Origin of the sequence: Pseudomonas sp. BF-R-24 (genome assembly GCF_019947335.1) — a bacterium.
In the GTDB taxonomy this organism is placed as follows: domain Bacteria; phylum Pseudomonadota; class Gammaproteobacteria; order Pseudomonadales; family Pseudomonadaceae; genus Aquipseudomonas; species Aquipseudomonas jessenii.
Genome location: NZ_JAGYGG010000003.1, coordinates 147686 through 172926, shown reverse-complemented (window position 1 = coordinate 172926; position 25241 = coordinate 147686). Strand labels below are relative to the sequence as shown.

The 25241-nt window shown below is 60.4% G+C and carries 23 protein-coding genes and 1 pseudogene; 16 read left to right on the top strand and 8 right to left on the bottom strand.

Going from position 1 to position 25241, the window contains the following annotated elements; genetic code table 11:
- Positions 1 to 3: 3 nt before the first annotated feature.
- Positions 4 to 609, bottom strand: a complete 606-nt coding sequence (locus KGA98_RS03715; RefSeq protein WP_223501320.1) for a hypothetical protein — start codon at positions 607 to 609, stop codon at positions 4 to 6.
- Positions 610 to 663: 54 nt separating this feature from the next.
- Entirely contained in the window at positions 664 to 1140 is a 477-nt protein-coding gene (locus KGA98_RS03710; protein WP_223501317.1) for a PAS domain-containing protein, read from the bottom strand.
- Positions 1141 to 1242: 102 nt separating this feature from the next.
- Between KGA98_RS03710 and KGA98_RS03705 the strand changes: the two genes are divergently transcribed.
- The 4 genes from KGA98_RS03705 to KGA98_RS03690 all read left to right on the top strand — a co-directional run bounded on the left by KGA98_RS03705 (position 1243) and on the right by KGA98_RS03690 (position 4773).
- Entirely contained in the window at positions 1243 to 1698 is a 456-nt protein-coding gene (locus KGA98_RS03705) for a flavodoxin (protein WP_218543755.1), read from the top strand.
- Between the two features lie 191 nt (positions 1699 to 1889).
- A complete protein-coding gene (locus tag KGA98_RS03700) occupies positions 1890 to 2672 on the top strand; it encodes a class II aldolase/adducin family protein (RefSeq protein WP_223501308.1) in 783 nt (260 codons plus the stop codon).
- Entirely contained in the window at positions 2672 to 3574 is a 903-nt protein-coding gene (locus KGA98_RS03695; protein WP_057716393.1) for an alpha/beta fold hydrolase, read from the top strand. The genes KGA98_RS03700 and KGA98_RS03695 overlap by 1 nt, the downstream gene beginning before the upstream one ends.
- A gap of 287 nt (positions 3575 to 3861) precedes the next feature.
- Positions 3862 to 4773 carry an SDR family oxidoreductase gene (locus KGA98_RS03690; RefSeq protein ID WP_057716392.1) on the top strand — a complete coding sequence of 304 codons (912 nt, stop codon included), beginning with the start codon at positions 3862 to 3864 and terminating at the stop codon, positions 4771 to 4773.
- A 74-nt stretch (positions 4774 to 4847) separates the two neighbouring features.
- Here KGA98_RS03690 and KGA98_RS03685 read toward each other — a convergent pair whose 3' ends face one another.
- Positions 4848 to 5618, bottom strand: coding sequence for an N-acetylmuramoyl-L-alanine amidase (locus KGA98_RS03685; protein WP_102669111.1), 771 nt, complete (start codon positions 5616 to 5618; stop codon positions 4848 to 4850).
- A gap of 582 nt (positions 5619 to 6200) precedes the next feature.
- On the opposite strand from KGA98_RS03685, the gene KGA98_RS03680 reads away from it, so the two are divergent.
- The 3 genes from KGA98_RS03680 to KGA98_RS03670 all read left to right on the top strand — a co-directional run bounded on the left by KGA98_RS03680 (position 6201) and on the right by KGA98_RS03670 (position 12073).
- Entirely contained in the window at positions 6201 to 7994 is a 1794-nt protein-coding gene (locus tag KGA98_RS03680; RefSeq protein WP_102669112.1) for a DUF1302 domain-containing protein, read from the top strand.
- A gap of 23 nt (positions 7995 to 8017) precedes the next feature.
- Positions 8018 to 9388 (top strand): DUF1329 domain-containing protein, encoded by a 1371-nt coding sequence (locus tag KGA98_RS03675; RefSeq protein ID WP_150812787.1) that lies wholly within the window; start codon positions 8018 to 8020, stop codon positions 9386 to 9388.
- Positions 9389 to 9529: 141 nt separating this feature from the next.
- Complete coding sequence (locus KGA98_RS03670; protein WP_223501306.1) at positions 9530 to 12073, top strand: LuxR C-terminal-related transcriptional regulator; 2544 nt, start codon at positions 9530 to 9532, stop codon at positions 12071 to 12073.
- 15 nt (positions 12074 to 12088) lie between these two features.
- On the opposite strand, the gene KGA98_RS03665 is transcribed toward KGA98_RS03670, so the two are convergent.
- Complete coding sequence (locus KGA98_RS03665) at positions 12089 to 12886, bottom strand: IclR family transcriptional regulator (RefSeq protein WP_223501297.1); 798 nt, start codon at positions 12884 to 12886, stop codon at positions 12089 to 12091.
- Between the two features lie 163 nt (positions 12887 to 13049).
- Here KGA98_RS03665 and hmgA point away from each other — a divergent pair, with 163 nt between their 5' ends.
- Genes hmgA through maiA form a run of 3 tightly spaced genes read left to right on the top strand, consistent with a single transcriptional unit; the run spans position 13050 to position 16310 of the window.
- Positions 13050 to 14354 (top strand): homogentisate 1,2-dioxygenase, encoded by a 1305-nt coding sequence (gene hmgA / locus KGA98_RS03660; RefSeq protein ID WP_090453136.1) that lies wholly within the window; start codon positions 13050 to 13052, stop codon positions 14352 to 14354.
- Positions 14355 to 14357: 3 nt separating this feature from the next.
- The gene (fahA, locus tag KGA98_RS03655; RefSeq protein WP_223501294.1) at positions 14358 to 15662 is read left to right on the top strand and encodes a fumarylacetoacetase; all 1305 of its coding nucleotides are present in this window, start codon (positions 14358 to 14360) and stop codon (positions 15660 to 15662) included.
- 12 nt (positions 15663 to 15674) lie between these two features.
- Positions 15675 to 16310, top strand: coding sequence for a maleylacetoacetate isomerase (maiA, locus tag KGA98_RS03650; protein ID WP_057716383.1), 636 nt, complete (start codon positions 15675 to 15677; stop codon positions 16308 to 16310).
- 120 nt (positions 16311 to 16430) lie between these two features.
- Here the strand turns inward: maiA and KGA98_RS03645 are convergent, their stop codons facing one another.
- Positions 16431 to 17234 carry a SirB1 family protein gene (locus KGA98_RS03645; protein WP_223501289.1) on the bottom strand — a complete coding sequence of 268 codons (804 nt, stop codon included), beginning with the start codon at positions 17232 to 17234 and terminating at the stop codon, positions 16431 to 16433.
- A 183-nt stretch (positions 17235 to 17417) separates the two neighbouring features.
- Between KGA98_RS03645 and KGA98_RS03640 the strand changes: the two genes are divergently transcribed.
- Positions 17418 to 18437 carry a Glu/Leu/Phe/Val dehydrogenase family protein gene (locus KGA98_RS03640; RefSeq protein ID WP_057716381.1) on the top strand — a complete coding sequence of 340 codons (1020 nt, stop codon included), beginning with the start codon at positions 17418 to 17420 and terminating at the stop codon, positions 18435 to 18437.
- Between the two features lie 188 nt (positions 18438 to 18625).
- Here the strand turns inward: KGA98_RS03640 and KGA98_RS03635 are convergent.
- Positions 18626 to 18865: pseudogene (locus KGA98_RS03635) on the bottom strand (YebG family protein); the annotation flags it as partial.
- A gap of 276 nt (positions 18866 to 19141) precedes the next feature.
- Between KGA98_RS03635 and KGA98_RS03630 the strand changes: the two are divergent.
- Positions 19142 to 19642 (top strand): phosphate-starvation-inducible protein PsiE, encoded by a 501-nt coding sequence (locus KGA98_RS03630; protein WP_057716379.1) that lies wholly within the window; start codon positions 19142 to 19144, stop codon positions 19640 to 19642.
- Here the strand turns inward: KGA98_RS03630 and KGA98_RS03625 are convergent.
- Positions 19639 to 19953, bottom strand: a complete 315-nt coding sequence (locus tag KGA98_RS03625) for a DUF3509 domain-containing protein (protein ID WP_102669120.1) — start codon at positions 19951 to 19953, stop codon at positions 19639 to 19641. The genes KGA98_RS03630 and KGA98_RS03625 overlap by 4 nt on opposite strands.
- A 309-nt stretch (positions 19954 to 20262) precedes the next feature.
- The gene (locus tag KGA98_RS03620) at positions 20263 to 21639 is read right to left on the bottom strand and encodes an L-serine ammonia-lyase (protein ID WP_223501287.1); all 1377 of its coding nucleotides are present in this window, start codon (positions 21637 to 21639) and stop codon (positions 20263 to 20265) included.
- A 135-nt stretch (positions 21640 to 21774) separates the two neighbouring features.
- On the opposite strand from KGA98_RS03620, the gene KGA98_RS03615 reads away from it, so the two are divergent.
- The 4 genes from KGA98_RS03615 to KGA98_RS03600 all read left to right on the top strand — a co-directional run bounded on the left by KGA98_RS03615 (position 21775) and on the right by KGA98_RS03600 (position 25132).
- Positions 21775 to 22722, top strand: coding sequence for a LysR substrate-binding domain-containing protein (locus KGA98_RS03615; protein ID WP_057716376.1), 948 nt, complete (start codon positions 21775 to 21777; stop codon positions 22720 to 22722).
- Positions 22723 to 22936: 214 nt separating this feature from the next.
- Positions 22937 to 23344 carry an HPF/RaiA family ribosome-associated protein gene (locus KGA98_RS03610; RefSeq protein WP_057716375.1) on the top strand — a complete coding sequence of 136 codons (408 nt, stop codon included), beginning with the start codon at positions 22937 to 22939 and terminating at the stop codon, positions 23342 to 23344.
- A gap of 223 nt (positions 23345 to 23567) precedes the next feature.
- Positions 23568 to 24146 carry an RNA polymerase sigma factor gene (locus KGA98_RS03605; RefSeq protein WP_150812778.1) on the top strand — a complete coding sequence of 193 codons (579 nt, stop codon included), beginning with the start codon at positions 23568 to 23570 and terminating at the stop codon, positions 24144 to 24146.
- On the top strand, positions 24143 to 25132 hold the full coding sequence (locus KGA98_RS03600; RefSeq protein WP_223501285.1) for a FecR family protein: 990 nt from the start codon (positions 24143 to 24145) through the stop codon (positions 25130 to 25132). The genes KGA98_RS03605 and KGA98_RS03600 overlap by 4 nt, the downstream gene beginning before the upstream one ends.
- Positions 25133 to 25241: the final 109 nt, after the last annotated feature.

Below are 25241 nucleotides of genomic sequence, written 5' to 3'. Positions count from 1 at the left end.
AGTTCAGAGATGCAGCGCGGGATGAGTCAAGCGATGCTGTTGCAGGATGAACTGGCGCAGACGCTCGGCTTCATCGGTATCGCTCAGGCTCAGTTGATAGGCGTAGAAGCCCTGTTCGTTTTCTTTCTCGAAAGTACCGCGCAAGGCAATCCGCTCGTAGCCTGAGGGGCTGAACCACAAGGCGAAATGCTTCGGTGGTTTGGTCTTGTTGCGAGCTTCCAGCAAAACCCCTTTGCACGACACTTCGTGTACCCACAGGGTGCCGGGTTGACCCTTGGCGTTTTCCAGCGCTACCGGTTCGTCCAGTACCAGGCGCCAAGGCCGGACCATCGGTCCGTCTTCATAGATGCTGGGCACGCCGAGGCGCAAATGCAGCGCATGGAACTCGTCTTCCACCAAGTGCAGGGGGAAGGTCATTTGCTGGTTTTCGAAGCTGGCTTGAATGGTGACCTGCTCATGGGCCGCCAGGCGGGTGAGCAGGTCACGGATTTGCGACCCACCGTTGACGAGCAGGCTCGACGTCGCGTCCCGCACATTGAGTTGCGGGTTGTGTTGCATGGTCTGGATGAAATCCAGCTCATCCTGGGTCAGGAGCGCGTCGCGTTGCATGGCCAGCTCGAAAGATGTAGTTACAAAGTCATTGGTGATTGTAATTACTGACCATTAATTCTGAGTTTCGTTTGCACCGTTCGTCGCCTTTAGCGCAGCAAGCTCGGCCTGGAGTTCAGCCAACTGCCTCTCCAGCTGTGCCACGCGCTGTTGCGCCTTGACCTGCACGGTGACGTCTTTCTGCACGCCGACAAAATAGGTTTGCCCGTCCGCTGGATTTTTCACCGTTGAAAGGGACAGCTCGTTCCAGAACGGCGTGCCGTCCTTGCGGTAGTTGCGCAGTATTTCCCGGCAGGTTCCTTCACGGTTCAATGCATCGCGAATCAGCGGCAGCGCTTGCTGATCGCGGTCCCCCGACTGCAGGAAGCGACAATCCTGATAGAGGATTTCTTCACTGGAGTACCCCGTCAGGCGTTCGAACGCGGGGTTGACGTAAATGAGGATCTTGTCCTGATCGCCTTCCTTTTCGGCAATCACGATACCGTCGTTGGAGGCGTTGATCACCATTTGCAGCAGTTGTGCATTAATCATCGGAGTATCCTTTCCTGATTGATTGTCAATTGCATTCTAAAAGAATAATCACAACCGTGGTGTTAATATCCGGGTCTTTCACTCGGATTCAGGATCAGATCGATGAAAGTCGCCATCATTTCCGGCTCGGTGTACGGCACGGCCGAAGAAGTTGCCCGCCACGCCGCCAGCCTGTTGAACGCCGCCGGTTTCGAAACCTGGCACAACCCGCGTGCGACCCTCGCCGACATCCAGGCGTTTGGCCCTGAAGCCTTTCTGGCGGTGACCTCGACCACCGGCATGGGTGAGCTGCCGGACAACCTGCAGCCGCTGTATTCGACCATTCGTGACCAATTGCCAGCAGCCTGGCGCGGTTTGCCGGGCGCGGTGATCGGATTGGGCGATGCGAGTTATGGCGATACTTTTTGTGGCGGCGGCGAGCAGATGCGCGAATTGTTCGCTGAACTTGGCATTCGCGAAGTGCTGCCGATGCTGCGCCTGGATGCCAGCGAAACGGTGACCCCAGAGACGGACGCCGAGCCTTGGCTGGCGGACCTGATCAGCGCACTGCGCGGCTGAGCGTTGCCCCGGCCCCATGCCTGTCAGACCCTTGCTGGCGCCGGTCATTTGACATGGATCCAGGACAGCGGGGCGGCTGACTCGCTGGGCCATCAAGCTGGCTGCCAATGCAACTACACGAACCTCAAGGGCTGACTAGACTCGGTGAACATAGGAAACACTCCATAATAAAAACACCGAGGCTCCTTGCCGTGACTGTCGCTCCCGTCCAATCGCCACCCAGTGTCAAAGACAAGGTCAGTGCTGCCGAGTGGCAGACCCGCGTCGACCTGGCAGCCTGTTATCGCCTGGTCGCCCAACATGGCTGGGATGACCTGATCTTCACCCATATTTCCGCCAAGGTGCCCGGCACCGAAGATTTCCTGATCAACCCGTTCGGGTTGATGTTTCACGAAATTACCGCGTCGAGCCTGGTCAAGGTGGATCAGGCCGGCAACAAGCTGATGGACAGTCCTTACGAGATCAATCCGGCGGGTTACACCATCCACAGTGCCGTGCATGAAGCCCGTCACGATGTCGTCTGCGTGCTCCACACCCACACGGCTTCGGGGGTGGCGGTGTCGGCGCAGAAGCAGGGTGTTTTGCCGATCAGCCAACAGTCGTTGTTCGTGCTTTCCAGTCTGGCCTACCACGCCTACGAAGGCGTGGCGCTCAACCATGAAGAGAAAGTGCGGCTACAGGCCGACCTCGGTGAAAACAATTTCCTGATGTTGCATAACCACGGTCTGCTGACCTGCGGCAGCACCATCGCCGATACGTTCCTGATGATGTTCACCTTTCAGCGTGCCTGCGACATTCAGGTCATGGCGCAAAACGGTGCCGCTGAACTGATCGCCATCGAACCGCAGATTCTGGCCGGCGCCAAAGCCATGATCGCGGGTGTCACCCGAAGTGCTCAAGGAATGGGCGGAGCGCTTGCCTGGCCGGCACTGCTGCGCAAACTCGATAAACTGGACCCGGGTTATAAACTCTGATGGAACTCGCCGAGATCCCCTTGTGTGTCTGGCGCAAACGCAGCCAGACGTTCGTATTCCGTGGCCAGAGCATCCGCTACTGGGCAGCAGGCCAGGGTGAGCCGCTGTTGCTCATTCACGGCTTTCCATCCGCCAGTTGGGACTGGCATTACCTGTGGCAGCCATTGGCCCAGCGCTTTCGCGTGATCGCTTGCGACATGCTGGGCTTCGGCGACTCGGCCAAACCAGCGAATCACGAATACAGCCTGCTGGAGCAAGCGGATCTGCAACAGGCACTGCTTGAACACCTGAATGTCGAGCAGCCAGTGCACCTGCTCGCCCACGATTACGGCGACAGCGTGGCTCAGGAACTGCTGGCCCGGCATTACGAATCGCGGGTGGAGCTGGCCAGTTGCGTGTTTCTCAATGGCGGGTTGTTTCCGGAAACCCACCGCCCGGTACTGATGCAAAAACTCTTGCTCAGCCCTTTGGGCTGGATGATCGGCCGTGCCTTCAGCCGTGATGGCCTGGTAAGAAGCTTTCGGCAGATTTTCGGTCCGCAAACCCGTCCCAGTGAAAGCCAGATGGATGATTTCTGGAGCCTGGTCGAAAGCCATCAGGGGCCACGGATCATGCACAAATTGATCGGCTACATCCCGGAGCGACGCGTCTGGCGCGACCGCTGGGTGAGCGCGATGCAACGCGGTGAAGTGCCGCTGCGAGTGATCGATGGCGGGGTCGATCCGGTCTCCGGCGTACACATGGTCGAGCGTTACCGGGAGTTGATCCCGGAGGCGGACACGGTAGTGTTGCCCGACATTGGCCACTACCCGCAAATCGAGGCGCCCTGCGAGGTGCTCAAGCACTACCTGGCGTTTCGCGATCAATTGCTCTTGCCGCCGCGCAAGGTGGCGTGTTCCTGAACCTTAAGGTGAACTGTTGTGGCGAGGGGGCTTGCCCCCGTTGGGCTGCGCAGCGGCCCCAAACCATACGGCGCAGTGATTCAGGTATAACGCGTTTAGCCGGTTTACGACTGCTTCGCAGCCGAGCGGGGGCAAGCCCCCTCGCCACAGGGTTCATGCCTGTTTCTCTTTCAATCATCCCCCTGCCTTATCGCGCACCATTCAGCCTCTCCCGTGTTCATTGTGACCCGCTGCGCCGTGCCTGAAACTCGGACTCACTGTCCCTTGGCCTGCTGGAGTCCCCCCCCATGAATGAGTCTGTGCGCTTCGAAGATAAAGTCGTGATCATCACCGGAGCCGGTGGCGGCCTGGGACGGACGCATGCACTGTTGTTCGCCAAACAGGGCGCCAGGGTGCTGGTCAACGATCTTGGCGGCTCGGCCCAGGGCGAAGGCGCCAATGCCTCGGCCGCCGACCGCGTGGTCGCGGAGATTCGCGAGGCCGGCGGCATTGCCGAAGCCAACCACGACTCGGTCACTGACGGTGACAAACTGGTCCAGCACGCCCTGGACGTCTTCGGTCGCGTCGACGTGGTGGTCAACAATGCCGGGATCCTGCGGGACAAGACCTTCCACAAAATGGATGACGCCGACTGGGACCTGGTTTACCGCGTCCACGTCGAAGGTGCCTACAAAGTCACCCGCGCCGCCTGGCCGCACATGCGCGAGCAGAATTACGGCCGGGTGATTTTCACCGCGTCGACCTCGGGCATCTATGGCAACTTCGGCCAGTCCAACTACGGCATGGCCAAGCTCGGCCTCTATGGCCTGACCCGCACCCTGGCCATCGAAGGCCGCAAGAACAACATCCTGGTCAACGCCATCGCCCCCACCGGCGGCACGCGCATGACCGAAGGCCTGATCCCGCCGCAAGTCTTCGAACAGCTCAAGCCCGAACTGGTCAGCCCGCTGGTGGTGTACCTGGCCAGCGAGAACTGTCAGGAAACCTCCGGTCTGTTCGAAGTCGGCGGCGGCTGGATGGGCAAGGTCCGCTGGGAGCGCAGCCTCGGCATCGGTTTCGATCCACGGGCCGGCTTCTCCCCGGAAGACGTGGCGGCGCACTGGCAGCAGATCTGCGACTTCGAGGGCGCGGCGCATCCGAAGGACAACATCGAAGCGCTGAAGGAAATGATGGGGAATTTGCAGAAATATACGCTTTGATACCACCGGCAAGGTCACATTGACTGACCTTGCCGGTTGTTGCATTTGTCGGCTGCAAAGCCGTTTGCCAATGGTCAGCCGGGAAAGTATTTGACGACCAGCGCCTTCAGGTTGGCGGCTGTTTGCGCGTCCATTTTTCCATCGAAGTTTTCCGGGCGAAAATGCATCTGGAATGCCCGCACCAATTGTTGAAAACCGCCTTCCGTAGACGCTCCCGAAACATCGTACCCATAGGATTTGAACAGCCCCAGCAATTCGCTTCGGGCTGGAACCCCCGATGTGTTGTATTGGCGCAGATACTCGTCCCGAGTGGTTTCATCGAACCAGGCGCCGACGCCTTTCAAGTACAGTTCCCGCCAGGGAAACATCGGCCCCGGGTCACTTTTGCGGCCGATCGAAACATCGGAGTGGCCCAGAACCTGCGTCGGCGTGATATCCGGGTAGCGCATGAGGATATTCAGCGCCAGTTGTTCAATCGCAGCAATCTGCTCGGGGTGATACGGCGGAAAGGTGAATTCGCCCTTGTTGTCGGTCGCCAGGTTGACGATTTCAATGCCGATGGACGTATCGTTCAGATTGCTGCGGCTACCCCACTGACTGACACCTGCGTGCCACGCGCGATAGGTTTCATCCACCAGGCTGAAAACTTCCTGCCCGGTATGGCCGGCCTTCAGGTAACTGGGGTCCGTGATATCTGGAACCAGATAATGCGCGCTGACATTGGGGCCAGTCAGGGCACTGACAGAACTTGAAAAGTCAGCGGCCGTGTAGTGAAGAATCAGAAAGCGTATTCGACTGTTGAAACTTCTGGTTGAGCGATACCGGTTGTAGTTGATGGGTTTCATGGTTGCACTCGCAATAAGTAGGTTTGAAGTCGGACGAAGATAAAAAAGGCGTTCGCCGACTTGCTGTTCAACTTAAAGACTCGAGTGCTTTTGGTGTTTACCTATGCTTGTAGGTACTTTCTGAAAGAAATGTAGGCATGCGAAGTTTTACCTGGATGCTCCGGGGGGCACTGACTGGCAGCTGTTAATTATCAAAAACCATCGCCCATAAAAAAGGCCGCTGCAAACGCAGCGGCCAAAGTAAGACGTTGGATCAGGAGCTACAAATCAACGTCAGTGAACACAGGGTGACGAACCGAATCCTCGATTCATCTGAAATCTTTCAGTCACGGCGCAGGCCGGTACAGGGTGCCTGCGGTGGTTTACTGTGACAGTGAGGTAAGAGTAAGCCCTCGGCGCTGTAGGAAAAATACCAATTCCCGACATGCACTGTTGCAGCCCCGGCAACAGTCAGGATTCGAGTGCTCGTCGTCTGTGCCAGTCATCCTTTAGAGGTACACCACGAATACCTCCTTGGTGCGCTTATCGACCCCGGTGCCCGGCAGTAGGGTGAGGCCTTCTGTCACTCACCGGGGAAGACGCATGACAAAAACAACAATGCGCGCCATCTTCACACCGCAGGCGCTGGCGGTTGCGGTCGCATTAGGCTGTTGCGCCCAGGCGCAGGCCCTTTCATTCAACATCGGGGAGATCGAGGGGACGTTCGACTCCTCGTTGTCGGTCGGCGCGAGCTGGGGCATGCGTGATGCGGATAAATCCCTGGTGGGCATCGTCAACGGCGGCTCCGGCCAGTCTTCGACCGGTGACGACGGGCGATTGAATTTCAAGAAGGGTGAAACCTTCTCGAAGATCTTCAAGGGTATTCACGACCTCGAACTGAAGTACGGCGACACCGGTGCGTTTGTGCGTGGCAAGTACTGGTACGACTTTGAACTCAAGGATGAAAGCCGCCCCTTCAAGGACATCAGCGATCACAATCGCAAAGAAGGCGCCAAGTCTTCAGGCGGACAAATCCTCGACGCTTTCGTCTATCACAACTACTCCCTCGCCGATTTGCCGGGCACGGTCCGCGCTGGCAAGCAGGTGGTCAGTTGGGGGGAGAGCACGTTCATCGGCAACTCGATCAACAGCATCAATCCGGTCGACGTGTCCGCGTTCCGTCGTCCTGGCGCCGAGATCAAGGAAGGCCTGATCCCGGTCAACATGTTGTTCGCCTCCCAGGGGCTGACGGAAAAGCTGACCGTGGAAGGCTTCTATCAACTGGAGTGGGACCAGACGGTCGTCGATAACTGCGGCACTTTCTTTGGTGTCGACGTGGTGGCGGACGGCTGCAACAAGGGCTACACCGTTGCCAACCCGGCCATTGCACCCTTGCAGCCGATTGCAGCTGCCTTTGGCCAGGGCTTCGAGGTCAGCAAGGAGGGGGTGATCGTTCCCCGTGGCGGTGACCGCGATGCCCGGGATTCCGGGCAGTGGGGTACGGCGCTGCGCTGGCTGGGGGACGACACCGAGTACGGCCTGTACTTCATGAACTACCACAGTCGTTCACCGAATGTCGGGACCACCACCGCCGGCCCCGGTACGCTGGCAAGCATTCCGGGAATCGTTGCCACCGCCAACCGCATCGCGCCCGGCACCGGTTCAGGCCTGGCCCAAAGTGTGATGCTCGGTCGCGGCCAGTATTACCTCGAATACCCGGAGGACATCCGCCTCTACGGCGCCAGCTTCGCCACCACGTTATCCACCGGCACCGCGTGGAGCGGGGAAATCAGCTACCGTCCCAACGCCCCGGTGCAGGTCAACACCAATGACCTGACCCTGGCCTTGCTCAACCCTATCGCGGGCGGAGCAGCATCGCCCATTGCCACGTCACCGGGGGCCGACAACAAAGGCTACCGCCGCAAGGAGGTGACGCAGATCCAGAGCACCCTGACGCACTTCATCGATCAGGTCGCGGGTGCAGATCGCCTGACCCTGGTAGGCGAGGCGGCGGTGGTTCGGGTCGGTGGTCTGGAAGCACGCACCAAACTGCGCTACGGCCGCGACTCGGTGTATGGCCAGTATGGATTCGGTGGCGATACCGACGGCTTCGTGACTTCGACTTCATGGGGTTATCGCGCCCGGGCCATCCTCGACTACAACAACCTCATGGCCGGGATCAACTTCAGGCCCAACCTCTCGTGGTCCCACGACGTCGCAGGCTTTGGTCCCAACGGTCTGTTCAACGAAGGCGCCAAGGCCATCAGCCTCGGTGTCGATGCGGACTATCGCAACACCTATACCGCCAGCCTCAGTTACACCGACTTTTTCGGCGGCGACTACAACGTCCTCACCGACCGTGACTTCGTGGCGTTGAGCTTTGGTGTGAACTTCTGATCTGGCTGAAAAGGATGAATTCAATGCGCAAGATGATTCTGCAATTGGGCACCGTTCTGGCCCTGAGTCTGCTGGCCGCCAACGTGATGGCGGCGGTGTCGCCGCAAGAAGCCGGCCTTCTCGGTACCAGCCTTACACCGCTCGGTGCCGAGAAGGCCGGCAATGCCGATGGCTCGATTCCGGCCTGGACCGGCGGCATCCCGAAAAACGCTGGCGCGGTGGACAGCAAAGGCTTCCTGGCCGACCCGTTCGCCAACGAAAAGCCGTTGTTCGTGATCACCGCGGCGACTGTCGACAAGTACAAGGACAAACTCTCCGACGGCCAGATCGCAATGTTCAAGCGCTACCCAGAGACCTACAAGATTCCGGTCTACCCGAGCCATCGCACCGTGGCGTTACCGGCAGAAATCTATGAGTCGGCCAAGCGCAGTGCGCTGAACGTAACACCGATCAACGAGGGTAACGGTCTGGCCAACTTCACTGGCAATCGCTACTACGCATTCCCGATTCCGAAGAATGGCGTGGAAGTGATCTGGAACCATGTCACTCGTTACCACGGCGGCAATCTGCGCCGCACCATCACCCAGGCAACACCGCAGTCCAATGGCGACTTCACGGTGATCCGCTTCAAGGACGAAGTCGCCGTTCCGTCGTTGCTCAGCGATCTGAAACCGGGCAGCGACGATAACGTCCTCAACTACTTCAAGCAGGAAGTGACCGCGCCGGCGCGGCTGGCGGGCAACGTGTTGCTGGTCCACGAGACCCTCGACCAGGTCAAGGAACCGCGCAAGGCCTGGATCTACAACGCTGGCCAGCGCCGGGTACGGCGTGCGCCGCAGGTCGCTTATGACGGTGTCGGCACCTCATCCGACGGCCTGCGCACTACCGATAACTTCGACATGTTTTCCGGCGCGCCGGATCGCTACGATTGGAAACTGATCGGCAAGAAGGAGATGTACATTCCCTACAACAGCTACAAGCTCGACTCGCCCAACCTCAAGTACACCGATGTGATCAAGGCCGGGCACATCAATCAGGACCTGACCCGCTACGAGTTGCACCGTGTCTGGGAAGTCGTCGCCACGGTCAAGCCGAGCGAGCGTCACGTGTACGCCAAGCGCCACATGTACATCGACGAAGACAGCTGGCAAGTGGCGCTGGCCGACCACTACGACGGGCGTGGTCAACTCTGGCGCGTCGCCGAAGGGCATGCCCAGTTCTACTACGATCACCAGGTGCCGGCCTACACCGTCGAAGCGCTCTATGACCTGATCGCCGGTCGCTATATCGCCCTGGGAATGAAGAACGAAGAGAAGCGCAGCTTCGAATTCAACATCGATGCAAAAGCGGGGGACTACACGCCAGCAGCCTTGCGGAGCACGGGAGTCAGGTAGGTTTCCTACAGGGCCTTACACAAAAGGGTGACTTTGCGGTCACCTTTTTTATAGCGGTCGATCAGTGTGTTGAATACTTCTTCAACAAGCGCTCGGGAGGGGGCTAGGGTGGCGCCAGAATTATAAAAAAGGCGCACCACAATGACTGCAATGACGCACTGTCTGGACCGCCCTGGCTTCCTGCCCCGACTGTCGTCCCATCATCTGTCCCGCGAGCGACTGATCGAGCCCATGCTGGTTTCAACCGCGCGGGTGAAGTTGCTTTGCGCACCGGCCGGTAGTGGCAAGAGCGCGCTGCTCACCGAATGCCTGCTGCGGGCGCCGGAGCACGCTCGGATCTGTTGGCTGCCGCTGGCGGGGGCGTCGTTGAGTGCAGCCGATTTACTATTGCGCCTGACGCAAGCGCTGGGTCTGCCCTCGACGGATGAGCCCGGGCTGCTGGCACATCTGGCCCGATTACAGGCACCGACCTGGCTGTTTATCGATGATTACTGTCGAGCACCCAATCCGGAACTCGACCGGATGCTCGATCGCCTGTTGGCCGTCGACAGCCCGGCGCTGACCTGGTGGCTGAGCTCCCGTCGACGACCACCCTGCAACTGGCCGCGGCTGCTGCTCGATGATGAGTTGTACGAGTGCGAAGGCCGGACGCTGGCGTTTACCGAGGCCGAGGTCGGGCAGTTGCTCGGTCATGTCGAGCCGTGCCTGGCGGCACAAACCGCCAAAAGGGTGGCTCAGCGCAGTGGTGGCTGGTGCGCTGGCGTGCGGATCGCATTGCTCAATGGTTGTCCGTGGTCGGGTGAGCAGGGGCGTTCGGCGACATTGCTCGATTATCTGCAACACGAGTTGTTCAACACCTTGCCATCGGAGTTGGTTGAGGTCTGGAAGGTGTTGGTTCATCTGCCACGCTTCAACGCCAGCTTGTGCGAGCATCTTTTCGGCACGGGTGAGGGCGCGCAGTGGTTGCACGCGTTGCAGGACATGGGCTGCTTCATTGAGCCCTGGGAAGACTCCGTCGAGTGGTTGCGGGTCTTCGAGCCACTGGCCCGGGAGATGCGTGAAGAACCGACCCCGGCCGGGCGATCCTGGCATCGCCGCGCGTGCCAATGGTTCAGCGCCGAAGAAGACTGGCAGGGCGCCTTCGAGCAGGCGTTGCTGGCGCAAGAGCACGAGGTCGCGGTCAGCCTGTTGCAACACTTCAGTTTTGAGCATCTGTTCAAGCGTCAGAACGTCAGCTGGTTACTCAAACTGCACGAGCAGCTGGGTGAACAGTTGACCCTGGGCACGCCGCAACGGGTGGGGTTGATCACCGCGGCGTTGCTGTTTGCCGGGCGTTTCGAGCAGGCGGCTGCCTGCATTGGGCAACTGTCCCGATTTGCCCCGCAACCGACGGCATCCTTGCAACGCCAACTGCTGGCGCGTTGGCAGGCGCAACAGGGTTGGTTGCTGCATTTGCAGGGACGCCTGCCGATGGCACGGGCGCATTTTATCGAGGCGCTGGACGAACTGGCGGCCGAGGCGTGGCCCGCACGGTTGTTGTGTCTGTCCGGGCTGACCCAGCAAGCACTGCTCAACGCCGACCTCGATGCCGCCCAGGCCTTCAATCGTGATGCCCTGTGCCTGGCGCGGGCGCAAGGCTCGTTGCTGTTTGAAGGCTTGCTCGAACTCGATCATGCGCAGTTGCTGGAGCAGCGTGGCGCACCGCGGCGAGCAGGGCAGTTGCTGGCCGACATCCATGAAATGCTCGGACGGCAGGCTGATCGACCGACGCCGCTGCTGGGACGAATCGCCCTGCGGCGTGGGCGCTTGGCCTTGTGCCAGGGCCAGGATGAATTGGCCGGTGAATGTTTCCAGGCGGGCCTTGATGACTGCCTCCACAGTCAGGACAAGCATGTGCTGTACGGGTTTCTCGGGCAGGCGCAACTGGCGGCCAACCAACGTGATTACGCCCATGCATTTGATCGTCTGCGCGAGGCCGAACGGTTGATGCAGCAACGGCAGATCCCCGACACGGTTTATCGCGGCGTGCTGCTGCAAATCAGCAGTCATTTCTGGCTGCAACAAGGACGCCCGGAGCTGGCCCGGGAAGCGCTGACCCGGGTCTTGCGTCATTATCGTGGGGCCAACGCGCGCCAGGCACCGCCGGCCACGCTGCAACTGATTGCGCGTATCGAATACCAGTTGGTGTTGGCCGAGACTCAACTGCAACTGGTGCAACGTCCACTGGATCGACTCAGGGCGTTACTCGAACACGCGCAACAACACGCCATGCTGGCGCTGGAAACGGAGCTGCAATTGGCAATCTGCGAAGTCGCGGACCTGACGGGTGAGCCGGACACGGCTCACGCAGCGCTGGAGGCCGGGCTGGCGTTGGTCAAGCGTTGTCAGGGACAACAGGCATTGCGGGATTTGAACTTGCGCCAGCCGAACCTGATCTGTCGTTTGCAAGGCGAGGAGACGGTGACCGCGCTGGCCCCGGATGCCAGCCTGCTGAGCAGTAGGGAACTGGAAGTGCTCGGCCTGATTGCCCAGGGTAATTCCAATCAGCAAATTGCCGAGCAGCTGTTCATTTCGCTGCATACGGTGAAAACCCATGCCCGGAGAATCCATAGCAAATTAGGTGTTGAACGTCGCACGCAAGCGGTGGCGATGGTCAAGAAGTTGGGCCTGATCCTGCCCGCTTGATCATCGCCGCTGCGTTCAGGCTGTCGATGAGTCGGGCTCAAAGCCCATGCGCCAGCTCACGGCGCGGGTGGCGGCTAACAAACGCTGCGCCGCCGGGCCGTTTTCATCGGCATGAAACAGCGAGGTCGGGCCGACCACGGTCAGTACTGCCGTGATCCTGCCCATGGCGTTGAACACCGGTGCCGACAAGGCATCCACTCCGGGCATCAAGAGTCCATGCACATGATGCAGGCCCCGATGGCGGATCTGTTCGCACATCGTTGCGTAGGCCTGATCATCCGCCAAGGCGTGAGCGGTAACGTTTTGCAGTTCCTGTTCACGCAGATCCACGGTTTCACGCGCCGGCAGGTAGGCGCCAAACACCAGTCCCGTCGAAGAGCTGAGCAATGGCAACACCGAGCCCAGTTGTGTCACCACCGTCACCGCACGCACCGCCGGTTCGATATGCACCACGGTCGCGCCCTGATTGCCCCACACCGCCAGGAAACAGGTTTCGTTCAAGTCATCGCGCAGTTCAGCCAGGGGCAGGGCGGCGACTTTCAGCACGTCCATACTGTTGAGTGCCGCCAACCCTACGCGCAGGGCTTCGCGGCCCAGGCCGTAATGGTTGGTGGCGGCGTTCTGTTCGGCGAATCCGCTGGCGATCAAGGCCTGCAAATAACGGTGAACCTTGCTCGCCGGCATCTGCACGTGTTCGGCCAGGCGCGACAGCGAAGTCGAAGGCGACAACTCGGCCAGAGCCTTGAGGATGTCGGTGCCAACCTCGGCCGAGCGGACTTTCTGTTTACCGTTGTTGTCGCTGGTTTTTTCCATGGTGGCTGGGATCCCGGGACGAATGGGCGTCTTTATAGCTTGACGGTCAATACCAATCAAATTACGTTATGCGTAATCAAATTACGATAAAAACAACCCAGGCGTGCCTCGACCTCTGCAACAGAGCGAGCGGCCACTGCCGACTCCCTGTTCAGGAGGCTCCATGAACCCCGATTCAACGACGCCAGCGCTGGCCTACCTGTCAGGCTTCGGCAACGAATTCAGCAGTGAAGCGTTGCCCGGCGCATTGCCTGTCGGCCAGAACTCCCCGCAAAAAGCCCCGTACGGCCTTTACACCGAACTGTTCTCCGGCACGGCGTTCACCATGGCGCGCAGTGAAGCGCGGCGGACCTGGATGTACCGCATTCAGCCGTCGGCCAATCATCCGGCATTCGTCAAACTGGATCGGCAACTGGCCGGTGGCCCGCTGGGTGAGGTGACCCCCAACCGGCTGCGCTGGAACCCGCTGGACATTCCCGCCGAGCCGACCGATTTCATCGACGGCCTGGTGAGCATGGCCGCCAACTCGGGCGCAGAAAAACCGGCCGGGATCAGTATCTACAACTACCGCGCCAACCGTTCCATGGAACGCGTGTTCTTCAACGCGGACGGCGAGATGTTGCTGGTGCCTGAACTGGGGCGCCTGCGCATTGCCAGCGAACTGGGCGTGCTTGAACTCGAACCGCTGGAAATTGCCGTACTGCCACGCGGCCTTAAATTCCGCATCGAACTGCTCGACCCGCAAGCTCGCGGTTACGTCGCCGAAAACCATGGCGCACCGCTGCGTCTGCCGGACCTGGGGCCGATTGGCAGTAATGGCCTGGCCAATCCGAGGGACTTTTTGACCCCGGTGGCGGCCTACGAAAACCTGCAACAACCCACCACGCTGGTGCAGAAATTCCTCGGCCAGTTGTGGGCTTGCGAGCTCAATCATTCGCCGCTCAACGTGGTCGCCTGGCACGGTAACAACGTGCCGTACAAATATGACCTGCGCCGATTCAACACTATCGGCACCGTCAGTTTCGATCACCCCGATCCGTCGATCTTCACTGTGCTGACCTCGCCGACCAGCGTTCACGGCCTGGCCAACCTCGACTTCGTGATCTTCCCTCCACGCTGGATGGTGGCCGAGAAAACCTTCCGTCCGCCGTGGTTCCATCGCAACCTGATGAACGAATTCATGGGGTTGATCCAGGGCGAATACGACGCCAAGGCTGAAGGCTTTGTGCCCGGCGGCGCATCGTTGCACAGCTGCATGAGCGCCCACGGTCCGGACGGCGAGACCTGCACCAAAGCGATCAACGCTGACCTCAAACCGGCGAAAATCGACAACACCATGGCGTTCATGTTCGAGACCAGCCAGGTGTTGCGCCCAAGCCGTTTCGCCCTCGATTGCCCGCAACTGCAAAACACCTACGACGCCTGCTGGGCTACGCTGCCCGCCACTTTCGACCCGACCCGGAGATAACCCATGACGCAGACTTCCATCACTCGCAGCTGGGTTGCATCCGCCAACGGCCATGCGGACTTCCCCCTGCAGAACCTGCCGCTGGGCGTGTTCAGCCTCAACGGCTCGGCACCGCGCAGTGGCGTGGCGATTGGCGAGCATATCTTTGATCTGCAAGCGGCCCTGGAGGCCGGATTGTTCGATGGCGCCGCGAAGGCTGCCGTCGAGGCCACCCGTGGCGGCCAGCTGAATGCGTTCTTCGAACTGGGCCGCGAGGCTCGCGTCGCATTGCGCGAGCGTTTGCTGGAACTGTTCGCCGAGGGCAGCACCCTGCACGGCAAGATCGAAGCCCAGGGTGCAAAACTGCTGCCGCTGGCGGCAGATTGCGAGATGCACCTGCCGGCGAAAATCAACGATTACACCGACTTCTACGTCGGCATCGAGCACGCGCAGAACGTCGGCAAGCTGTTCCGTCCCGACAACCCGTTGCTGCCGAACTACAAGTACGTGCCAATCGGCTACCACGGTCGTGCGTCGACCATTCGCCCGTCCGGTACCGATGTGCGCCGCCCGAAAGGGCAGACGCTGCCGGCCGGTCAGAGCGAACCGACGTTCGGCCCTTGCGCGCGCCTGGACTACGAACTGGAGCTGGGCATCTGGATCGGCCAGGGTAACGACATGGGCGACTCGATTGCCATTGGCGACGCCGCCGACCACATCGCCGGTTTCTGCCTGCTCAACGACTGGTCGGCACGGGACATCCAGGCCTGGGAATACCAGCCGCTGGGGCCGTTCCTGTCGAAAAGCTTCATCACCAGCATCTCGCCGTGGGTGGTCACCGCCGAAGCGCTGGAGCCGTTCCGTCGTGCCCAGCCTGCGCGTCCCCAAGGCGATCCGCAGCCGCTGCCGTACCTGCTCGACAAGCGCGACCAGGCCGCTGGCGCGTTCGACATCGAACTGGAAGTATTGCTGCTCACCGAGTCCATGCGTGAACAGAGCCTGCCAGCCCATCGCCTGACCCTGAGCAACACCGGGCACATGTACTGGACCGTGGCACAAATGGTCGCGCACCACAGCGTCAATGGTTGCCAATTGCAGGCTGGTGACTTGTTCGGCTCGGGCACGTTGTCGGGGCCGCAGAGCGGTCAGTTCGGCAGCCTGCTGGAAATCACCGAAGGCGGTAAAAAGCCGATCGAACTGGCCTCGGGCGAGGTGCGTAAATTCCTTGAGGACGGTGACGAAATCATCCTGCGCGGCCGTTGCCGCCGCGACGGTTTTGCTTCCATCGGTTTCGGCGAATGCCGCGGCAAAGTGCTGCCGGCGCGCTAACAGGAGCGGGGCATGGAACTCTATACCTACTACCGTTCGACATCTTCGTACCGGGTGCGAATCGCGTTGGCGCTCAAGGGCCTGGATTATCAATCCTTGCCGGTCAACCTGATCGCGCCGCAGGGTGGCGAGCATCGTCAGCCGCCTTATCTGGGCATCAACCCGCAGGGCCGCGTGCCGGCCTTGCGCACCGATGAAGGCGAGTTGCTGATCCAGTCTCCCGCGATCATCGAGTACCTGGAGGAGCGTTATCCACAGGTCCCGCTGCTGTCCAAAGACCTGGCTGCCCGTGCTCACGAGCGCGGCGTGGCGGCAGTGATCGGCTGCGATGTGCACCCGCTGCACAACGTCAGCGTGCTCAATCGGCTGCGCCAGTCGGGCCACGACGAACCGCAGGTGGTGGAGTGGATCGGTCACTGGATCGGCCAGGGGCTGGCCACGGTGGAGCAGTTGATCGGTGATGACGGTTACTGCTTCGGCCCCGAACCCGGGCTGGCGGACGTCTACCTGATCCCGCAGCTGTACGCGGCCGAGCGTTTCAATGTTTCTCTTGAGGCTTATCCACGTATCCGGCGAGTGGCGGCATTGGCGGCCACTCACCCGGCGTTCATCAAGGCGCATCCGGCGAACCAGCCAGACACTCCTTAAAGCCCCTGCACCAGCCCCATGTGGGAGCGGGCTTGCTCGCGAAGGCGTCGTGTCAGCCAACAATGATGTCGACTGACTGTCCGCTTTCGCGAGCAAGCCCGCTCCCACAAGGTTTTGTGATCAGTGAACGATGGAGTTGGGCGGCAAATGCCCCAACCGCTCCGTCAGGCGAATCCGCTGGATCGGATCGTCGCTGAGCAGCAGCGCATGCTCCAGGTCAAAACGCTCGGCGTTCGGACAGTCCAGCCGTTGGTACAGGCTGGCCCGGGCCAGATAGTCGGCGGCGCTGGCGTTGCCCAGTTCCAGGACGCGTTCGGCGTCGATCAAGGCATTGATGACGTCGTCGTGGGACAGGTACAACTGGCGCAGGTTGCGCGACAGCCGTTGCAGCATCTGCACTGGCTCGGCGGTTTCCAGATGCTCGGCGCTGAGCTTGATGTTCGGGCCGTACTGGCGGAGCAACAACTCCCGACAATCGTTGGGATAAAGGCGACGGCCGCCGCAGGGGTCGAGCAAATGATCGGCGCCCGGCACCCGCAGCAGGAAATGCCCGGGGAAGTTGACCCCGACCATGGGAATTTCCAGGCCCTTGGCCAACTCCAGCGCAATCAGCCCCAGCGTCAAGGGTTGTCCTCGTCGGCGCTCCAGTACCTTGTCGAGCAGTGCCACTTGCGGGCGCAATGGCGTGAAGTCGTCCTGGGCGAAGCCAAGGTCATTCATGCGCCGCAGCAGCGGCTGGGCCAGTTCACTGACCGGCAGCATCGGCAAGCCACCACTGACCCGCTGTTGCAACGCCTGGAAATCGGCCAACAGTGCTTGCGGCTTCACCTCGCTATCGTGCTCGGCCGCAATCCACAGTGCCGCCTCGAACAGCGCGGGCGGTGAACGTTGCAGGCAGGCGAAGAACGATTGGCGCGGGGTCATCAAAATCTCCGGGCAATGCCTCGTTTTAGCCCCCTCTCCGGCATTCGTCCAGTACCGTACAAGAGCGACCGCGGGTTATTTCCGAAAGCCTGCATCGGGGCCGTGCTTATTCCGGTGCGCTTCTGCAATTTTTGGGCGCAAGCCTATACTGGCGTCTACAAGAAGTGATTCGGGAGCCTTACGATGTTCGCTCTCATGCAAAGCACTCGCCTTGAATCGCTGCATCTGAGCGTTGACTCGGTCACCGGGTTGAAGGCGGTCATTGCCATTCATAACAGCCGGCTGGGGCCTGCCCTGGGTGGTTGTCGTTACCTTGCCTATCCCAGCGACGAGTCTGCGGTCGAGGATGCGGTGCGCCTTGCCCAAGGCATGAGTTACAAGGCGGCACTGGCCGGCCTGGCCCAGGGCGGCGGCGTGGCGGTGATCATTCGCCCCGTTCATGTGGCCAACCGCGCCGCGCTGTTCGAAGCCTTCGGGCGCTGTATCAATCAGCTCGACGGGCGCTACATCACGGCCATCGACAGTGGCACCTCAGTGGCGGACATGGATTGCATCGCCCAGCAGACCCAGCATGTCACCAGCACCACCGCGGCGGGCGACCCTGCGCCACACGCGGCGATGGGCGTATTCACCGGCATTCGCGCCACGGCGATGGCGCGACTGGGCAGCGATAACCTCGAAGGCCTGCGCGTTGCCATTCAAGGCCTGGGCAACGTTGGTTATGCCCTGGCAGAACAGTTGCACGCTGCCGGGGCCGAACTGCTGGTCAGCGATATCGATCACGGCAAGGTGCAGCTGGCAATGGAGCAACTCGGGGCTCACCCCATCGCCAACGACGCACTGCTCAGCACGCCTTGCGATATTCTTGCGCCATGCGGTTTGGGCGGGGTGCTCAACAGCCATAGCGTGACGCAACTGCGCTGCTCGGCAGTGGCCGGTTCGGCGAACAATCAGCTGACCCATCTGGATGTTGCCGACCAACTGGAACGTCGCGGCATCCTGTACGCACCGGATTACGTGATAAACGCCGGCGGACTGATTTACGTGTCGCTCAAGCACCGCGGCGAGGAACTGTCGACCATCACCGCGCACCTGTCGAAAATCAGCTCGCGCCTGACTGAAGTGTTCGCCCACGCCCAGGCGGAAAAACGCTCCCCCGCGCGGGTGGCCGACGAGTTGGCGGAGAAGGTGTTGTACCGGTGAAACTGGCATGAGTTTTCCACAGGCATGAAAAAGGCCCTGGGTCATTCGACTCAGGGCCTGTTCAATTCGGGCTTTGCCTATTTGGCGGCTTTTGGGGCCTTGGCAGGCTTGGCCGGGGTGACCGGCTCAGCGGCCTCAACGACCTCGGTTGCCGCAACAGGTTGTGCGACTTCAACCGGTGCGCTGAGCAGTTCGGACAGGGCGTCCGGCTGGCTCTTGAACGCCTTGGCGAACACGTCGCGATTTTTCGCCATGTAGATCCCGGCTTCTTCCACTTGCTGCTCGGTCAGGGACGGAACGGCTTTTTGCAACACTTCAGCCAGCAATTCGGCCAGTTCGAGCATTTTGTCATGACGGTCAGCTTCGGCTTTATCCATGAACAAGCGCTCCAGATCTCGGCTGCTGCGGTATACCACTTCGACGGCCATTCACCACCTCACATGCCTTCACATTGGTTGTCGATTTCGACTACTGTATCTATATACAGCTAAAGGATAAGCGAATCCCTGCCTTTTGGGTAGTGGCTTTTTAATGTAGACCGGATTCGGGATTTGTCAGGCGGGGCGCTGCACAGGTGCGACCAAACGCCACGGCGCACAATCCCGAGTGGCTCGCCATCATGGGCTGGCCTTTTTTCTGCATGCAGAAAAACCGTCACGTCCAACCCGCATCATCCGGTCGAGCCGACCTAAGGAAGCATCATCGTGAAAATCAACTGGGCCGAAAAACTGCGGCAGAACGTGCATGAACTGGCCGAGTCCCTGGGCAATCTGTTTGTCGAAACCTTTCACTACCTGGCGCTGTTCGCCATTGGTGCGGTGACCGCATGGGCGGCGGTGATGGAATTTCTCGGGATGATCGAAGAAGGGCACATCAAGATCGATGACATCTTGCTGCTGTTCATCTACCTGGAACTGGGGGCGATGGTCGGGATTTACTTCAAGACCAACCACATGCCCGTGCGCTTCCTGATCTACGTGGCGATCACCGCGCTGACGCGGCTGCTGATTTCCAACGTATCGCACCACAACCCGCCGGACCTGGGGATCATCTACCTGTGCGGCGGGATTCTGCTGTTGGCGTTTGCGATTCTGGTGGTGCGTTACGCTTCGTCGCAATTTCCTTCGGTGAAGATTGAGAACCCACACCGCAAAACAGGTAAGGGCTCCAGTGAACATCCGGAAGTAGAAAAGGGCGAGCTTTAAAGCCCCATGGCGGGTCGGTGGCGGTCACTGGCTGGTGGGGGCAGGCTGCGCGTGCCGCCGTCGGTCATTGATTCGAGGATGGCCACGGCGCAGTGGCCTTGCTCGATGGCAATGCCGAACTGAATGCTTTGCACCAATCGTTTCAGGCGCTCGGGGTCATTGCGTTGTTCGGCGCTGATCATGCGTTTGGCCACCACGCGGCCACTGTTGGACAGGGTCAGCATGATGCGGCCGTCCAGACCCTGAATGCTCAGGTTGATCTGGTAATCCGCTGCAAAGGCATCGGTAATGAGCTGGAAAGGGTTGTCCATGATGCGTCACCGCCTGATTGAACGTGCAGTTGTTGACCGGCCATGATCGGGTTGGTTCGCAACGCCAGACCACCGGCCATCTCGCCATCATTGTTCCAGCATGGAAGTAGCAAGGCCCATGCCGGAAAATTGTCGGACAAAAAACACGTTCTGTAGGAGCGAGCCTGCTCGCGATGGTCGTGAACGATAACGCGTCAAACCAGATGGTTCGCGGCGCCTGAGGGTTTTTCGCGAGCAAGCTCGCTCCTACAGGGGGCCGCGTTTTCTGCACGTTTCAGGGCAATAAACCTCGACGTGCCTCCAAAGCGATCAACATTCCACCCAGTTCACCGCCAGTCCGCCCCGTGACGTCTCTTTGTACTTGTCGTGCATGTCGGCCCCGGTGTCACGCATGGTGCGGATCACCCGGTCCAGGGAGATGAAGTGCTGGCCGTCGCCGCGCAGGGCCATTTGCGTGGCGTTGATTGCCTTCACGGCGGCGATCGCGTTGCGCTCGATACACGGCACCTGCACCAGTCCGCCGACCGGGTCGCAGGTGAGGCCGAGGTTGTGTTCCAGGCCGATTTCCGCGGCGTTCTCCAGCTGCTCCGGGGTGGCGCCAAGCACCTCTGCCAGGCCAGCGGCGGCCATGGCGCAAGCGGAGCCGACTTCACCCTGGCAGCCGACTTCGGCCCCGGAGATCGAAGCGTTTTTCTTGCACAGGATGCCGACGGCAGCTGCACCCAGGAAAAATGCGACCACGTCATCGTCAGACGCATCGGCATTGAATTTCATGTAGTAGTGCAGCACCGCCGGAATGATCCCCGCCGCGCCGTTGGTCGGCGCCGTGACCATGCGCCCGCCGGCCGCGTTTTCTTCGTTCACGGCAAGGGCGTACAGGTTGACCCATTCCATCGCTGACAAGGTGGACGTAATGACATTCGGCTTGCCGATTTCCTGCAGGCTGCGATGCAGTTTCGCCGCTCGACGCGGAACACTCAGGCCACCGGGCAAGATGCCTTCGTGGCGCAAGCCCTGCTCGACGCATTCGCGCATCACTGACCAGATATGCAACAGACCCTGGCGGATTTCTGCGTCACTGCGCCATGCCCGTTCGTTGGCCATCATCAGTTCGCCCACCCGCAGCCCGTGCTCGTTGCAGAGTTTGAGCAGTTCGGCGGCGCTGGAGAAATCGTAAGGCAGCACCACGTCGCCGGCTGGCGCGATCCCGGATTCGGCTTCGGCGGCTTCGATGATAAAACCGCCGCCCACCGAGTAGTAGGTCTGCTCGAACAGTTCGCCGGTTTCACCGAAGGCTGTCAGGGACATGGCGTTGGGGTGGTAGGGCAGGCTTTCGTCCAGCAGCAGGAGATCGCGTTGCCAGTCGAAGGCAATTTGCGCAACGCCTGCCAGGCACAGTTTGCCGGTTTCGCGCAGGGTGTGAATGCGGCTGTCGATGGTGGTTGGATCGATGCGGTCGGGCCATTCGCCCATCAGGCCCATGACGCAGGCGCGGTCCGTCGCGTGGCCGACGCCGGTCGCTGAAAGAGAACCATAGAGACGGATTTCCACGCGTCGCACGTCGGCCAGAAAACCGTGATCGACCAGCGCCTGGGCAAAGGTTGCGGCAGCGCGCATCGGACCGACGGTATGGGAACTGGACGGGCCGATACCCACTTTGAAGAGATCGAAAACACTGATAGCCATGCTAAAGCCTGTACACGTAATGGAAGGGAAATCGCTGCCATTTCTGTAGGACAAGCGCAATTTGGGCGATACTGCCTGTCACGAGCCTGCGTGACCAACGAAATTTCCTAAGACATCCTTTAGCAGGACTAAACGATGAGCCGTCAATTACACGCCCAGACATATGTCTGGCTGAACGTGTTTGCCTGTGCCGCGCGGCACCTGTCGTTCACCCGCTGCGCCGAAGAACTGCACATCACACCGGGGGCGGTCAGCCAGCAGATCCGCCAGCTGGAAGAACGCCTGGGCTTTCGCCTGTTTCACCGCCGCGCCCGCGGAGTGGAGCTGAGCGCAGAGGGCCAGCGCCTGGCCATTACCGTCAACGAGGCCTTTGGCAGCATCGACTCGGAATTGCGGCGACTGGACGCGGGCATGATCAGCGGGATTTTGCGGGTGCGTTCGATTCCGTCGTTCCTGAGCAAATGGCTGACGCCGCGACTGCCGCGTTTGCAGCAGCGTTTTCCGGACATCCAGTTGCGCCTGGTGGCCGAGGACAGCAGCGTGCCGTTGCATGAAGGTGACTTCGACCTGGCGATCGACCTGAACGACGGCAGTTATCCGGGCCTGTTATCCACAGCCTTGCTTGATGAACAGATTTTTCCGGTGTGCGCGCCGAGCCTGTTGCGTGGTCGTCCACCACTGCATGGTCCGGCGGACCTGATGCACTTTCCCTTGCTGCACGACATCACCGCCTGGCGCGGCAGCTACGAGTACGCGGAATGGGAGTTTTACCTCAATGCCATCGGCTTCGAGGGGGCGGATGTGCGACGCGGGCATACCTTCAATCGCAATCACCTGACCATCGAAGCGGCCATCGCCGGGATGGGCGTGGCGATTGCGCGCCGAACCTTGCTCAATGATGAGTTGGAACGTGGTGCCTTGATCGTGCCGTTCGGCCTGGCGGTGCCCAATCACAAGCGCTACATGCTGCTTTACGCACCCGGGGCGTTGAGCCATCCGGGTGTGCGCGCGGTGCACGATTGGTTGGTGGAGGAGGCGGGTGCTTTTCGCAGCCTGCACCCGTTGGGGGAGCGGCAAATGTGAGCAATTATTACGTAAGAACAGGGCGACCCAACTCCCGACCTTAACAGCGCTTTTACCGGTTGTCCGGCTTTTTTTGCGATTGAAAATTTATCTTTTTTAGGGGGTTGAATTGTTCAGCGTACAGACCGATTGTGTAAGTAAGAGGTCACGGTGATGACGCCCAAGGGCTTAGCTGACCGGCCTCTCGCGAGCTAGCTGAAATAAGGGATGAACTATGCAAATCCAAGTCAATAGCGATAACCATATTCAAGGCAGTAAACGACTGGAGGAGTGGGTACGTACGACCATTGAGAGCACGCTCGAACGCTACGAAGAGGACCTGACACGAGTCGAGGTTCACCTGCGGGACGAGAACGGCGACAAGCCGGGTCCCCACGACATGCGCTGCCAGCTGGAGGCGCGGCCAAAAGGCCATCAACCGATTTCCGTCACCCATAAAGCCTCCACCATGGAGCAGGCGATCGACGGAGCGGCAACCAAACTTGAACATGCGCTGGAGCATATGTTCGGCAAATTACGCGGCAAACGAGCCAATGTGGTGCCCATCGAGAGTGCCGCCCATGCCGACCATCTGCTGGAAGAAGAGTTTCTTGAGAACGAACAGGCAGCGCTTAACGGCTGACACCTGATTCACTTTTTTACCTTCCCATGAAAACGGGCCTGCATTGCAGGCCCGTTTTGTTTTCGGTGGCTTTTGGATTCCATGGCTATGCCATTGGTGCAACCAACGGGCGTAATAAAGGGCTGCACCCTATCCTTTTGCATATGAGAATATTTATCATTAATATTGCGGCCTTTCCGGTCCCCTGACGCTGTCGTGGCCTCCCCGGTTTTCAGGTCGAAACATGAACGATGATCACTCTGCCCCCGAGCCCCACGATATCGAGCGCGATCAACAGCGCGGGGACCGTGCGCATTTTCTCCAGGTGTTTCTCTCCCAGCGTTCGCAAATGGAAGCACTGGTGAGCCGGCGTGTCGGTTGTCGGGCGACGGCGGCTGACCTGGTACAGGATTTGTTCCTGCGATTCTGGCGGCGGCCGTTGGTGCAAGTCGAGGAACTCAGCACCTACCTGCTGCGCTGCGCCGGCAACATCGCCATCGATCACTTGCGCAGTGAAGGCACGCGGGTCCGGGCCAGCGAAGGTTTGATGGTGGAATCACCAGACAGCCATGGCAGCGGACCGCAAGCGGCGCTGGAGGCGGGCAACGATCTGCGCCATGTCGAAGCCGCGTTGCGCGCCTTGCCGGAGCGTACGCGGCAGATCTTCTTGCTCAATCGCATTCACGGCCGCAAATACGCCGAGATCGCCAAGGCCATGGGCTTGTCCCAAAGTGCCGTGGAAAAACATATGATGCGCGCCCTCGAAGCCTGCAAGGCCAGCCTTCGGGAACCCGAACCGCGTACGCCAGGGACAGCACCGTGAACGACTTCAAACGCGTCACCCCGACGCCGGCGCAGGAGCAGGCCGCGCTGGCCTGGCTGAGCCTGTTGCATGACCAGCCCAACAGCGGTGACCAGGCGACGTTCAGCCAGTGGTTGCAGGCCGACCCCGCCCATGCCGAGGCCTATGCCCGGGCGCAGGTCCTGTGGGAGTTGAGCGAAGGACCGGCGCGCACACTCGCCGATGAAGACGCTTTTGCCTTGCAGGGCTATCTCAACGCCATGGACAAGCCGCGGCGCAGCACGCTCGGGCGCTGGTCCGGTGCGTTGGCGATGGCCGCGTGTCTGCTGTTGATGATCAGTGTCGGTACAGGCTGGCAGCCTATGCGTTGGATTGATGACCTGGGGGCGGATTACGTCTCGGCACCGGGGGAAATTCGCACCGTTATCCTGGCCGATCAGTCGCAGGTGACACTGGATGCCGACAGCGCCATCGCCGTGGATTTCAGTCGCGGTGAGCGGCATGTGCAACTGCGCCGCGGCGCCGGCTTTTTCAGCGTTACCCATACCGGCGAGCCGTTTGTGGTGGACGCCGAGAAAGGCCAGACGCGGGTCCTGGGCACGCAGTTCGAAGTCCGTTTGCAGCCCCACGGTGCACAGGTCACGGTGCTGTCGGGACGGGTCGGCGTGACGGCGCACCAGAAAGCCGATCAGCAAGTGCTCACCGCCGGCCAGCAAGTGGCCTATGGCGAAGGCTCGGCGCAAACACTCCACTCGGTGGACAGCGAAGCGCAGTTGGCATGGCGCCAGGGCTGGCTCAATTACTACAAGGCGACGTTGGCCGATGTGGTACAGGATTTGGCGCGCTATTACCCCGGACGGATCGTGTTGCTCAATGATGAACTGGCGAGGCGCCGGGTCAGTGGCAGCTTTCCGAGCAGGAACCCGCAGGCGGTGTTGAGTTCGTTGCAGGGGGTGTTGGGGTTTGAGCAGCATCAGGTTTTGGGGCATCTGATTATTCTGCGCTAAAGCTGCTGGCCTCTTCGCGGGCAAGCCCGCTCCCACAGGGTTACGTGTTGCCCCAATATTGTGACCGACTCAATACCTGTGGGAGCGAGCTTGCTCGCGATGACGGCAG